Here is a 13,588-nt window from a genome sequence, read left to right on the forward strand (position 1 = left end):
CCTGTGGGAATCGAACCCACGACCTATTCATTACGAGTGAATCGCTCTGCCGACTGAGCTAAGGCGGCAACGCCACGAGGCACGAGCCTTACTCTAGCGAATGAACACCCCCACCGCCAAACCGCGCGCTGTGATCTACAACCGACTGAGAGGCCTCGCCGCTCGCAGATAACGGCAACCAAACCGTGAGCGCTCCATCCTTCGGCCGGAGTGCTAATCCGGTAATGCGAGATTGCCTTTCACTGCTTGGGTAGCTGGCAAGTTTTACCCTCGTCAGGCACCTTGCCCGCCAGCATGAAGTCATCAACCGAATCCGTCACACAGTTGCCCGCTTTACGCGAGTAGGCCGTGTGCTTGAGCCCCTCCACTTTAAGCAGGTGGCCAGACTCCAACTGCTTCGCCAGGCTCTCGGCCCAGTAGTACGGGGTTGCCGGGTCAAACGTGGTACCAATAACGAGAATCGGATCCGCGCCGCTTGCCTTCACCTCTCGACGAGTGTCACGGGACTCAACCGGCCAGCCTTCAATAGACGCAGAAGAGTAGATGAACCCCTCACCTAGTAGCGGCGAATTGCGCAAGATCCGGTCCGCATACACCTGCATCTGCTCATCGTCCAAGGCCTTGTAATCCAAAGAGTTAATCACCGTGAACGCGTCAAACGAGTTGGTTTTATAAGACCCGTCATCCTGCCTATCTGCATACAGGTCAGCAACCTGCAACAAGATGGACCCATCTTTTTGGCTCATTGCCTGCGACAAGCCCGCCCAAGCTACGTTCCAAGTCGAATCGTCATACATGAGGGCGAGAATGGCAGACGTTGCCAACGCTTTGGTGAGCGGGCGATTCGAGTCGGCGGTAGGTAGCGGCTCGTCCTCCAAAGTCTCCAACCACTCACCTAGTTGTTCTTTCATCTGATCCGTATTGCCCTTGAGCGGAATCTGCCCCTTCTTTGAGCCCGCATCTAGCCAGAAGGCGAGAATATTTTCAAACCCAGAAGCCTGGCCTTCTGCGACCTCGTCCACTGGGATTGACGGGTCAAGCGCCCCATCGAGCACAAAACGCCCTACCTGTTGTGGGAACGTGTCCGCGTACAACGCTCCGAGGAACGTGCCGTAAGAAAAGCCCATGTAGTCGAGTTTTTCCTGCCCGAGCGCTGCGCGAACTATGTCCATGTCACGCATTGCAGATTCAGAGTCAGAATGTCTGGCCATCTCTGGCGACTTCTCCAGACATGCCTGGCCCAGTTTGCGAGACGCTTCGCGGATCTCCTCCACCGTTGCGGGAGCATCCTCAGCCCTAAACTCGTCAGTTTCTTCCGCGGTTAGACAACGCACGGGAGCAGAAAGTCCAACGCCCCTCGGATCAACGGCAACGATGTCGTAGCCTGCCATCAGCTTCTCGGTAAACGTGTAATCCACCATGCTTGGTAGCGACGAAACCGCGCTACCTCCAGGCCCACCCGGATTGAACACAAGCGGCTCAGCGCCTGCAGACTTTGAGTACTTCACCAGTTGCAACTCGATGGTGCCATTGCCCGGATTCTCATATTCGAGGGGCACGGTGACTTTCGCACACTTAAACTCTTTTTCTGCAGCGCGGCCATCCGTGAAGTCCATCACGGACGCGTCACCATCGCAGTTTTGCCAGCCGGCGCGCTGATCGTAAAAGGTTTGAAGTGCCGGCTCGGGAGCCTCTATCTGAACTGTTTCCTCCGGCACCTGCGCCTGCGGCGTAGTAGAACACGCCGACAACAGGAGCGTTATCGCGCCAACTGTTGCCAGGAGCTTCACATTCTTCACGGTTCTTCTACCTTCCTGGCACCAGTGCCGCTAACAGGGCTTCCATGATCAGGAGCGGTTTCGTATTTGTTTGTAGCAACTGTCGGCTGCGTTCCACATGGCCAATGGATTCCAACGTTGCATGCACATCCAGTTTTCGCGCCCGATCGCGAAGCATGTCATCCAAGCCCACGCTAATTTGCCCCACTTCAGCGCCTAACTGCCCCGCCAGCAAATCTCTAAAGAACGCCAACAAATCGAGCAGAACCCTATCCAACGCATCGCGCTGCATACGCGTTGCCTGACGCTTTTGCTCTTCCTTCAAGTTCTTGAAGTGATAGCGCATATGGGCGGGAATCGACTCTCCCTCACCGATTCCCAATGCGCGGCGAAGTTCCGCCTCCTCAGTTTCAAACGCCACTTCTTGCCGCTTCGTTTCAATCTCCGTGGCGCGCGCCATCAGAGTTTCCGCGTTCAACACGGCCTCGCCGATCGACGTGGCACCCAGCGCCAAATCCATGAGCTCTTGGTATTCACGGATCTTCGTATCATCACTAGCCAAGCCCTTAGCTCGACCAATGTGGGACTGCGCCAGGCGCGCGGCGGCAGCCGCCCGCTCTGGAGTTACCCCATACTTATCCGTAAGGAGCTGCGCCACGTCACCTGCCGGCGGGATCCGAAGCGCCAAGTGCCTGCACCGCGAACGAATCGTGGTGATCATGTCTTCTGGGCTCGGTGTACAAAGCAACCAAACCGTACGCTCGGGAGGTTCTTCAATTGCCTTGAGCAACGTGTTTGCCCCGCGCTCCATCATGCGATCCGCATCCTCAATGAGGATTACGCGCCAGCGACCCCGCGAAGGTGCGGACTGCGATTGATACACGAGGTCACGGATTTGCTCGATCGGGATGATCACCGAGCTGGTCTCAACATCCGTCACATCACCATTTGAACGGGCCAGCGTAGAGGCACAGCCTGGGCAAGTGCCGCACCCTACCTCTTCACCCGTGCACTGCAACGCTGCCGCAAAGGCCCTGGCCACACTCGAACGCCCCGACCCCGGAGGACCCGTGATTAGCCACGAGTGCGTCATGGCCCTAGCGTTCTCAATATTTTCAGGATTCTCTACGATGTCGCGGGCACGCCTTGCCGCGGCCTGTAGCGTCTCAACGGCACGGGCCTGGCCTACAAGATCATCCCAAACACTCACGCTTTGCCAACTTTGTTTGCCCGCAAATGCTTTTCAACTAGCGGTTCCAAAGCCCGGCGAATCTGCTGTTGCACGCTCTCAATATCACCAGAAGCATCAATCACGCGATAGCGGTCCGCATAGGTTTTAGACAGCTCGTAGTACTGCTCGCGAACGCGATGCTGGAACGAGTTTGGCTCCCTCTCCAACCGGTCCGGCTCGCCCGTACGACGCTCAAATGCAACCTCCGGATCCAGATCCAAGAAGATCGTCACATCCGGCAATAATCCCCTAACAGCCCACAGATTCAACTGCAAAATCTCATCCACGCCCAGCGCACGCGCAGCACCCTGGTATGCCACAGAAGAATCCAAGTAGCGGTCTTGCAACACCACCTCGCCGCGAAGCAATGCCGGGCGCACCTTCGTTTCCATGTGATAGGCGCGCTGCGCAGAATACAGCAGGGCCTCCGTGTGAGGATCCATGTCATCCGGACCATGAATGATGAGCTCGCGGAGCTTCTCCCCCAGCTCGGTGCCACCCGGCTCGCGCGTAAGCAACGGGGCAACCCCGCGCTCCTTAAGCCACTGCTTGGTTAGCGCGATCTGTGTGGATTTACCGCAAGAGTCGCCGCCCTCGAACGTAACGAACAAGCCGGGGTGGGTATCAGTTGAACTCATATAAATATCCTCGCATGAGGGTAGGACAAATTATTTAATCCGCCCACCCGGCCGCGCTTACTACTACTCAGCGGCCTTCTTCGTTGCGGTTTTCTTTGCAGCAGGCTTCTTCGCAGTTGTCTTTCTTGTGGTTTTCTTCTTCGTAGTCGTTTTACGCGTAGCCCGTTTTGCCGGCCCCTTCGCCCGCTTTTCCGCCAAAAGCTCAAAAGCGCGCTCTTCGGAAAGCCCCTCAACACTTTCACTACTGGGCACGGAAATGTTGGTAGTACCGTCCGTAATGTACGGGCCCCAACGGCCATCCTTAACCGTCACCTTCTTTTGCGAAACCGGGTCTAGCCCAAACTCACGCAAAGGCGGCTTCGCTGCCCTACGGCCCCGCGTCTTCGGCTGTGCAAGTAGCGCCAACGCATCCTCGAGGCTGAGCGAGAAAATCTGCTCCTCGCTCTCCAAAGAACGCGAATCAGCGCCTCGCTTAATATAGGGCCCGTACCGGCCATTCTGCGCGGTAATAGGCGTGCCCTCCTCATCCTTGCCAATCTCGCGCGGCAAAGACAGAAGCTTCAGAGCCTGATCAAGCGACACAGTTGCCAAATCCATCGACTTAAACAGGGAGGCCGTAGCCGGCTTAATCTTCTTCTTCGAGCCGGCCTGCTCCTCCTCGCTAATAACCTCGGAAACGTAGGGGCCAAAACGGCCATTCATCGCCACAATGTCACGGCCATTCTCCGGATTCATACCCAGCACGCGGCCGTCATTTTCAGCTTCCTTGAATAGTTCCGCAACCTTATTCGGCGTCAGTTCATCCGGGGCGACGTCGCTCGGAATATTCGCGCGAGCCTCATCCTCGCGCTCCAAATACGGCCCGTAACGACCCACACGAACCGTTACGCCACCACCCAAATCAAGCGAGTTCACCGCGCGCGCATCAATATCTCCAAGAGACTCAACCTGGTGGCGAAGCCCCTTGCCATCAGCCGAAACCTTCGGCGCGTCATCCCCCTCACCCAGGTAGAACGACTTCAGCCAGGCCACCGCATTTTGATCCCCAGCCGCAATATGGTCCAGATCCTGCTCCATCGAAGCCGTGAAATCATAATCCACAAGATTGCCAAAATGCTTCTCAAGCAACCTCGTAACCGAGAACGCCAGCCAAGACGGAACCAACGCCTGCCCACGCTTCGTCACATAACCGCGATCCGTAATCACCGAAATCGTTGCCGCATACGTAGACGGGCGGCCGATCCCGCGCTCCTCCATCGCCCGGACCAACGAGGCTTCCGTATAACGCGGCGGCGGCGTGGTCTCATGCCCCTCAGCGGTGGCACTCACAACATCAACTAGCGCGCCCTCGCCCAACTTCGGCAAACGCTGATCACCGGACTGCTTATCTGCGTAGCGCTCCGCGTCCCGGCCCTCCTCATAGGCCGCCAAGAAACCGCGATGCGTTATTACCGTGCCCGAAACCGAAGCGATCACATCATGCTCCCCGGACGCGAGCGGACCCACCTCGTTCATCGAGGGCGTACGCATCGCGATTCGGAGCGTATCCGTAGTACCCGTAGCGTCCGTCATCTGCGACGCCAACGTGCGCTTCCAGATCAAATCGTAGAGGGCAAGCTGCGCTGAACTTAGCTTCGTTGCAAGCTCAGCCGGCGTGCGGAAATGGTTACCCGCCGGACGGATAGCCTCATGCGCCTCCTGCGCACCCTTTGCCTTCTTCGCATAAACCCGCGCGGATGACGGCACCGAATCCGCCCCAAACATTTCGCGAGCCTGCGCCCGCGCCGCCGAAATGGCCTCCTTCGACAGCGCCGTAGAATCCGTACGCATGTACGTGATGTAACCGTTTTCGTACAGCGACTGGGCCGTTCGCATTGTGTCGCGTGAATTCCAACGGAGCTTACGACCTGCCTCCTGCTGCAACGTCGAGGTTGTAAACGGAGCAGCCGGACGCCTCTTATACGGCTTTTGCTCCACCGATAAAACCTTCGCGCCGCCCGCGCCCAGGCCGGAAAGCACATCCGCGAGCGCCTTCGCGGCGTCCTCGTTCAAATGTAAAACCTCAAGCGGCTTCTTCAGCTGGCCGTCATCACCAAAATCACGGCCCTGCGCCACGCGTAGCCCGTCCACCTGGCTAACCCGGGCGGTGAACTTGCTGTCAGCCTCAAACTCGGCCTCGATATCCCAATAATTAGCGGCAACGTGAGCCATGCGCTCACGCTCACGCTCAACCACCAGGCGCGTAGCCACCGACTGCACGCGGCCCGCCGATAGCCCGCGATTCACCTTGCGCCAAAGCACTGGAGAAACCTCGTAGCCAACCAGACGGTCAAGAATTCGGCGCGTCTCCTGCGCATCAACCAACCGCGTATCAATATCGCGCGTATTTTCAAGCGCCGCAGTCACCGCGTCTTTCGTGATCTCGTTGAACACCATGCGTTTAACCGGCACCTTCGGCTTCAAAACCTCCAAAAGATGCCACGCGATGGCCTCACCCTCGCGGTCCTCATCCGTTGCGAGGTAGAGTTCGTCGGCCTCTTTAAGCGCGCGGCGCAACTGCGTAACCGTTTTCTTCTTATCCGGGTTCACCATGTAATAGGGCGCAAAATCGTGTTCGACGTCCACGGCGAACTGACCGAGCGGCCCCTTCTTCTTATCCGCAGGAAGCTCCGAAGGTTGCGGCAAATCACGAATGTGCCCAACCGAGGCTAAGACAGTAAAGTCCGGGCCAAGATAGTTAGCAATCGTCTTCGCCTTGGCTGGAGACTCCACAATAACGAGTTTGTTACCCGCCACTTTTTCCTCTTCCTTCCGCTACAAGCGGATACGGATCATTCCCTAAAGTCGAACCCGAAACGTCGGTTGTTAAACAACTTTTGCACAAGTCCTATCACAGACGCCAACCAGAGAAACACGCGAACCGCGTCTTAGGCTGTCACCCGTTTCAACATACCAGCCCGCACAAGCAGCCCAAGCTGGCTGTACACATGCTTAGAGATTACATCTCTATCCTCATCCGTTAGCACGTGCAGGGCCGAAATGATCTGGCCAATCGCCAGCTCCCCATCACACGCCCCCAACGCGGCCGCCATCCACGAGTTCAACTGAATTCGCCTGCCAAACCCGCCTCCCTGCGTAGCGACAATCACCTGCGGATCCGTGGCTCCCGGCTCGTAATGGCGTTCCTCGCGCACATCACTTTCGCGCACAAAAACAGCATCTTCAGAGGTTTCCGGCGTTATCTCGAACCTGAAGATTTCACTCATTACGCTACCGATGTAGTCACCCGAAGCGCTCTGCGAAGTCACCACCTGTTCACAGACAATCGAGGGGGTTTGTGGGCCGCGCTCCAGCGCTACCATGCCCAGCCCCACGGCCTGCACACCGCGACGCTCAAAATCTGCAATCCACAACGCGAAGGCCTCCTCGTACTCAGCGGGGCTCATCGCCAGGCGCGCACCGTTATCACGCATCCACATTTCCACATATTGAGCCGGATCCAGCTGTTCGCGCTGCACCACCCAGCCATTCAAACCCGCCGCCTCGAGCCACGCCCGCGGATGGCTATCCCACTGCTTCGAGATCTCCCAGTTTCCTAGTAGCAGTGCGCGACCGTCCGACTTCAAGTGATCCGCCGCGCCCGTAACCACCTCTTTCATCAAATCATCGCCCTTGCGACCACCGTCGCGATATTCCACAAGACCGGCGCCGCGTAGCGAATCCGGGGTGATAACAAACGGAGGATTCGAGACGATCAGATCGAACTGCTCGCCCTCCACCGGGTTATAGAGGGAGCCTTCACGAGCCTCAATATCCAGCTCGTTCAACGCGAAATTGAAGCGCGCAAAATCAAGCGCCCGGCCCGACAAATCCGTTGCCACCACGCGGTTTGCATGCGTTGTCGCGTACATTGCCAACACGCCGCAACCCGTTCCTAAATCCAGTACGCTGTCCACTCGATCGCGCGGCGTCAGCTGCATGAGCGCGCGGGTAGCGCCGCCTATTCCCAGCACATGATCGCGACGCGGCGCCGTACCAGTCAGCCCTTCGCCTAGGTCCGACGCTATCCACCAGTTGAACTCGGCCTGGCTCGTCACCGCCTCATGCGGCTGCAACTGGACAAGGCCGCGCACCTTCTCCTCGCGTTCTTCCACAAGACCCAAACGCACCAAACCATCCACGCCCACCGTTGGCAGTGCCCTAGCCACCTCAGCGGTGGAAACCTCATCCCAAAGCACAAACAACCGCGCCAATACGCTCAGATCTCCCTGTCCGCCGCGAGCCGCCAGCAACGCCGGCACCCGCTCGTTTCGTAGCAGAGCGTTAGCGGCAACCTCGCCGAACAACGCATTCACATCGTCCACAAAAAAGCGGGCGGCAACTAGATCTTTTCGTAAACGGCGGATCAAATCTGGTTCAAGTAACAGAGCGGGCATATTTATTTACTCAACCTTAATGTCATGTAATGAGCTTCAATCATTCTTCCACAAAAGCGCAATATATCAACGAAACGAAGACCGATTTGCAAATCAACCCACCTTCACTTGTAGAATTGCGCACCGGAAATATAGGTCTCACCGGCATGCGAGGCACTACAGCCTTCGGTAGAGTCGAAGTGTCGCAACGGAAAATCCGATGCAGTTATTGAAGTTGACACCGACCTTAACCAAGGAGTTGAACATGGCTGTCTACACCCTGCCAGAACTTGATTACGATTATGCTGCTCTTGAGCCACACATCTCGGCGCAGATCATGGAGCTACACCACTCCAAGCACCACGCAAACTACGTAGGTGGCGCAAACACCGCCCTCGAAAAGCTTGAAGAGGCACGCGAAAACGGTGACTTTGCCGCAATCAACCTGTGGGAAAAGAACCTGGCCTTCAATCTTGGCGGCCACGCAAACCACTCGGTTTTTTGGAAGAACATGACGCCAAACGGTCAGGGCCGCCCCGAGGGTGAGCTTGCAGCCGCTATCGACGAGTACTTCGGCTCCTTCGAGAAGTTCCAGGCACAGTTCGCCGCCGCAGCACTTGGCCTGCAGGGCTCGGGCTGGGGCATCCTCGCATTCGACACGATTTCGGGCCGCCTGGTCACCTACCAGCTGACCGATCAGCAGGGCAACATCCCGGTAGGCGTTGTACCCCTCCTCATGCTCGACATGTGGGAGCACGCCTTCTACCTGGATTACAAGAACGTGAAGGCCGACTACGTGAAGGCCTGGTGGAACGTCGTTAACTGGGAGGACGTTGCGAAGCGCTTCGACAACGCCCGCGCCAAGTTCGGTGACCTCCTGGTAGTTAACGCCTAAGCTAACTGCCTGGTAACACTCATTTCAGCCCCGCTCCGTGATTTGGAGCGGGGCTGAAACTTTACCTAAGTAGCGGTCTTCTAACCGACATCGGCGAGGGCTTCTACCGGGGACGCCTTTGCGGCCAGGCGAGCCGGCATAATCGATGCCAACAGGGCCGCTAGGAACGAGATCAAAGCAGCAACTGCCACTTGATCCCACGGGATAACCAGGTGGCGAGTAGCCTCACCAATGGGAAGCGCGTGCAGGCCAAGCGCCCCATAGCCGATTCCCATGGCCACGCCCACGACGGTGGCAACGCCCGCAATCAGCACGGTCTCCCAGGTGATCATGCGACGCAGATCGCCCTTGGTCATACCAAGTGCTCGCACCATCGCATTCTCACGTCGGCGTTCAACCACGGACAGGGCGAGCGTGTTGGTAACGCCCACAAGAGCCACCAATACCGATACGGCCAGCATGACAACGGTTGCGATCAACATTGATTTGATTGCCAAAACCATTGCCGCACGCTCTAGGGCGCTTCCTCCTATTTGCGGAGCCTGGACTTTGTCCATGAGGTTGTTCCTCGTCTCCAGCACCTGCGAGATGGAAAGCCCGTCTTTTATCCTCACAAATGCCACGGACGAGTCCACTACCTCCTCGCCGTACATTGCACGCACCGCCTCGAAATCTTTCGAAGATAGCGTGTAGTTCGGGGTGTGCGCAGCCTGCACGGCAAACGTCATCGATTTGTCGCCCGCGCTGAACTGTTTTGTTCCTTCATCCGGGTCGTACAGCCATCCGTCCACCGCAACGGTGCCTTCAGGTGGCGTGGCAACATCAGTGTGGGCGACCTTCGAGAGGTCTGCGGCCTCGTTGATCTGCATATAGCCGTTGCCCATAGGATCAGCCTCGCCACCGGCCGGAACTCGTAGAGCCTTGGTAACTGCAACCTGGGTAACGTTCTCAGTCTTATTAATGGCCGTGATTTCCGCATCCGTCAAAGGGCGATTATCTTCAGTACTGACAATCAGATCAATCGGACGCTTCTCGTCAATCTCCGTCAAAACGGAGGTTTCCACCGATTTTGCGCCAACAATCATCATGGTCACCAGTGTGATTCCAAGAACGAGGGCAGTTCCGGTAGCTCCGGTGCGGGCGGGGTTGCGCCACGTGTTTTCACCGGCCATTTGGAAGGTGACACTGTTCTTGCCAATGAGCTTCCCAATGCCTCGCGTAATGTATGGAACCAGCCAGGTTAGAAGCATGAGCGCACCGATGAAGCTGACTACGCCGCCGAGGAATGCGAGGCCAAACTGAGCCGCTTCTTTTCCAAAGTCGGGGCTCACGGTGGCAATGGTGATGCACGCGAGGCCGATACCCGTGATTACGATGCCGAAGATCAGGCGGGTGAGCCGCTTGTTCTTCTGCACGGCAGCACTATCAACCGGCTCTAGCGCGACCATTGGCGAAAGGTTTCCTGCTTGGAATGCCGGGCGAATACCTGCAATAAGGGTTATCAGTACGCCAATCGCTAGGGCTGAAGCATAGCCCCAGAGCGGGATAGCCAAGAACGCGTCAGTCCACTCAGGAACAATTTTTGTGAACTTGTTTAGAAGCGTTGAGCTAACCGCACCAAGCAACAGGCCCGCGATTGAGGCCAGCAGACCAACAATCAGGTTTTCTTTGATCATGAGGCCGCGAATCTGCCGGGCATCCGCGCCAATAGCTCGCAGAAGAGCAAGTTCTCGCTTCCGCTGGGCCAACATCACCTGGAAGGTAGTTGAGATAACGATGATTGCGGTAACGGCTGCAATGCCGGGGAAAACCAGGACTACCGCAAGCACGGCGGGCATGCCCTCCGCGATGTCCTCCATCTGCTTTTCAACATATTCTTCAGAGGATAGGACAATCTCCTCGGTATCCAAATCTGGCAGGATTTTGTGGGCTTCTGCGCGTACGTATTCAACTGCAGCATCACCCTTCTTACCATCAACATTGAAGACAACCTCGGACACATAGCGATCTTCATACAGCTTCGGGATTTGGCCGGCGGCATACAGGATGCTTGGCGCCGAGTTAATCCCGTTCTCCACTTCAGTGAAGCCGGAAATCTTGAACTCGCGGTCTATCCCAGTCATTTTGACCTTGCTGCCCACTTTCACGGACAGGTTGGCTTTAACGAACTCGGGAAGCGCCACTTCATCTGATGCGGCTGGTAGCTTACCTTCGGCTAGTTTCGGGTTTCCAAACGGTTCGGGTCGCACCTGCGCGATTCTGAGAAAACCGCTATCGGCCCCGCCGGGAACGGTCACTTCTTCAATGCCGACATATATTGGTTCGCCGTGAACTTTTGGATCGTTTTTGAGGTGTTCCCAGATTTTGTCCGTCGGATTTTGTACGGAGTCATCAAGGTCCTGGTACACGACGTCACTTATGATTCCGTCAGCGCCTAGTACATTCGATGCGACTGAAGCTTTGGCAGAATATTGGAGCGCACCAGCTAGTCCGAACGCGGTGAGTATGAACGCTACCGCGAGCGCCACGGCTATTACTGTGGCCCGGTAACGCGAACCGTGCGACTTCATGTTTGCGGATAGTAAGCCTTTCACCGGGTCACGTCTCCAATCGTTTCGGGCGTTGGCTGCGCAATGTCAGCAACGATGCGCCCGTCTCGTACAACCAGTGTGCGGTCCGCAATCGAGGCGGCGTTCACGTCGTGGGTGACCATGATTACGGTTTGTCCGAGGTGGTCTACGGCGCTGCGAAGCATGTTGAGAACTTCGGCGGAGGCGGCGGAGTCGAGGTTGCCGGTTGGCTCGTCGGCGACGAGGACGGCTGGACGGGACAGGAGTGCGCGGGCAACGGCGAGGCGTTGTTGCTGGCCGCCGGAGAGCTCATGAGGTTTGTGCGTGAGGCGGTCTTCGAGCTGCAGGTTGCGCACGATTTGGTTCATCCACTGTTTGTCAACGCGCTTGCCGGCAAGCCGCATAGGAAGGGTGAGGTTTGCTTCCGCATCAATTGTGGGAACGAGGTTAAAGGCTTGGAAGACAAAGCCGATGTTGTCGCGTCTAAAGTGGGTAAGTACGCGGTCGTTCATGCTGGTGATCTCTCGCCCAGCAATCGTAACGGTGCCTCGCGTTACTGAATCAAGGCCAGCCAACGAGTGCAGGAGCGTCGATTTTCCGGACCCGGATGGGCCCATGATTGAGGTGAACTCGCCCTCGAAAATATCGAGGTCGACGTTGTCGAGGGCCACCACGCGAGTGTCGTCTCGACCATAGATTTTTGTAACGGAACGTAACTGTACGATCGGTGTGCGTTGGCTACTTGCGTGCCTTGCAACCGGCATTGTGTGGGCGGACATTGTTTCCTCTTTCGATAGGTTTAAATCGTTGTTTCCAAACTATCGACAGCCAAGTTTTCGCGTTATCCGGTAACACCCTGGTTTATCCCTGAGTTACGAAGCTGGTTATTTTTGCGAAATCGTGGTTAAAAATCAGGGTGATCCCCGATAGTTTTGCAATCCACCTAATTCCATAATGGAAGTACGAAAAACCTAGTGGTTGGAGGAAATCATGGCACCACGTCTTTACCGTTCGCGCACGGACCGCTACATCGGTGGCGTGTGCGGTGGCCTTGCTAGGACTTACAACTGGGATCCCACTCTTGTACGAATTGTTGCGCTACTGCTAATTCTCGGCATGGGTTCGGGCCTGCTTGTATATCTGATTTTGTGGGCGATCGTCCCGCTTGAACCTGCGTACTGATCTCTATTTGTTTCACTTGCAAGGGGGTGGGGCTCTTCCGAAGTCCCACCCCCTGTTTTACGATCGGTTGATGCGCGTTCTGGCTAAGACTAGATATCTCGGTTCATTTCGTTGTTTAATTGGGCAATAATCCATTCTTCACTGAGGTAAATATTCATGCCTAGCGACCGCGTCCAACGAGCGACAACGATGATTCTTGACGCAATCGTTTCAAAGAAGTTCAAAGTTGGTGAGGCCCTCCCTCCTGAGATTGAGCTTGCGGAGTGGTTGCAAGTTGCGCGTCCAACGATGCGGGAGGCTGTGCGAACACTTACTGAGCGTGGTGTAGTAAACGTGGTGCACGGCCGTGGAACGTTTGTAGTTGACCCGGCCGAGTGGACGGACCTCAGTTCGATTATTTGGTGGATCTCGCAAACGTCGTCTCCAAAAGAGCTGGGAATGTACCTTTCGGAAGTTCGTCGAATGCTAGAGGTTGGCGCATGCGGTTTAGCTGCAGAACGCCGCGTTGATGCCGATATAGAGCACTTGCGACAAAAACTAGATGAATATGATGCCGCCAGCGAGCAGGGCGACATAGAGGCGGCTACTCGCGCCGACCTCGAGTTCCATCAAGCCATCTTAAGCGCCTCTAAAAACCCTTTCCTAGCTTCGATCATGACCCCGCTTTCTACTGCTCTCCATGATTCTCGACTTCTCACAACCTCTGTTCCTCAGATTCGCAAGCGGGCTAGGCATCACCATTTTGAGATTTTGGAGGCCATCGAACAATCCGATGCGCAAAGGGCGAAGGATGCGATGCGAGCTCACATGACTCAGACGAGTTCTGACATTGAGACACACCTGTCGGATTAACTCGTTAGAGGCTCAAAACACTCATTC

General features: G+C 56.4%; 10 protein-coding genes. 3 read left to right on the forward strand and 7 right to left on the reverse strand.

Going from position 1 to position 13,588, the window contains the following annotated elements:
• Positions 1–239 precede the first annotated feature (239 nt).
• The 5 genes from HMPREF2891_RS07510 to HMPREF2891_RS07530 form a co-directional block, all read right to left on the reverse strand.
• Positions 240–1,799, reverse strand: coding sequence for an alpha/beta hydrolase (locus HMPREF2891_RS07510; protein WP_083311307.1), 1,560 nt, complete (start codon positions 1,797–1,799; stop codon positions 240–242).
• Between the two features lie 7 nt (positions 1,800–1,806).
• Positions 1,807–2,988 carry a DNA polymerase III subunit delta' gene (locus HMPREF2891_RS07515; RefSeq protein WP_070664798.1) on the reverse strand — a complete coding sequence of 394 codons (1,182 nt, stop codon included), beginning with the start codon at positions 2,986–2,988 and terminating at the stop codon, positions 1,807–1,809.
• Positions 2,985–3,647, reverse strand: coding sequence for a dTMP kinase (tmk, locus tag HMPREF2891_RS07520; protein ID WP_070619209.1), 663 nt, complete (start codon positions 3,645–3,647; stop codon positions 2,985–2,987). The genes HMPREF2891_RS07515 and tmk overlap by 4 nt, the downstream gene beginning before the upstream one ends.
• Positions 3,648–3,710: 63 nt before the next feature.
• Entirely contained in the window at positions 3,711–6,443 is a 2,733-nt protein-coding gene (gene topA, locus HMPREF2891_RS07525; RefSeq protein WP_070664800.1) for a type I DNA topoisomerase, read from the reverse strand.
• A gap of 131 nt (positions 6,444–6,574) precedes the next feature.
• Complete coding sequence (locus HMPREF2891_RS07530) at positions 6,575–8,083, reverse strand: DUF7059 domain-containing protein (protein ID WP_070664802.1); 1,509 nt, start codon at positions 8,081–8,083, stop codon at positions 6,575–6,577.
• A 244-nt stretch (positions 8,084–8,327) separates the two neighbouring features.
• Between HMPREF2891_RS07530 and HMPREF2891_RS07535 the strand changes: the two genes are divergently transcribed.
• Positions 8,328–8,957, forward strand: a complete 630-nt coding sequence (locus HMPREF2891_RS07535) for a superoxide dismutase (RefSeq protein ID WP_034509031.1) — start codon at positions 8,328–8,330, stop codon at positions 8,955–8,957.
• 80 nt (positions 8,958–9,037) lie between these two features.
• Here the strand turns inward: HMPREF2891_RS07535 and HMPREF2891_RS07540 are convergent, their stop codons facing one another.
• A complete protein-coding gene (locus HMPREF2891_RS07540) occupies positions 9,038–11,551 on the reverse strand; it encodes an ABC transporter permease (RefSeq protein ID WP_070664804.1) in 2,514 nt (837 codons plus the stop codon).
• Complete coding sequence (locus HMPREF2891_RS07545; protein WP_070619197.1) at positions 11,548–12,306, reverse strand: ABC transporter ATP-binding protein; 759 nt, start codon at positions 12,304–12,306, stop codon at positions 11,548–11,550. The genes HMPREF2891_RS07540 and HMPREF2891_RS07545 overlap by 4 nt, the downstream gene beginning before the upstream one ends.
• A gap of 211 nt (positions 12,307–12,517) precedes the next feature.
• Between HMPREF2891_RS07545 and HMPREF2891_RS07550 the strand changes: the two genes are divergently transcribed.
• Positions 12,518–12,709, forward strand: a complete 192-nt coding sequence (locus HMPREF2891_RS07550) for a PspC domain-containing protein (protein WP_070619194.1) — start codon at positions 12,518–12,520, stop codon at positions 12,707–12,709.
• Positions 12,710–12,865: 156 nt separating this feature from the next.
• Positions 12,866–13,561 (forward strand): FadR/GntR family transcriptional regulator, encoded by a 696-nt coding sequence (locus tag HMPREF2891_RS07555; protein WP_070619191.1) that lies wholly within the window; start codon positions 12,866–12,868, stop codon positions 13,559–13,561.
• The last annotated feature ends 27 nt before the right edge of the window (positions 13,562–13,588 follow it).

Source organism: Actinomyces sp. HMSC065F11 (genome assembly GCF_001813085.1).
Taxonomy (GTDB): Bacteria; Actinomycetota; Actinomycetes; order Actinomycetales; family Actinomycetaceae; genus Gleimia; species Gleimia europaea.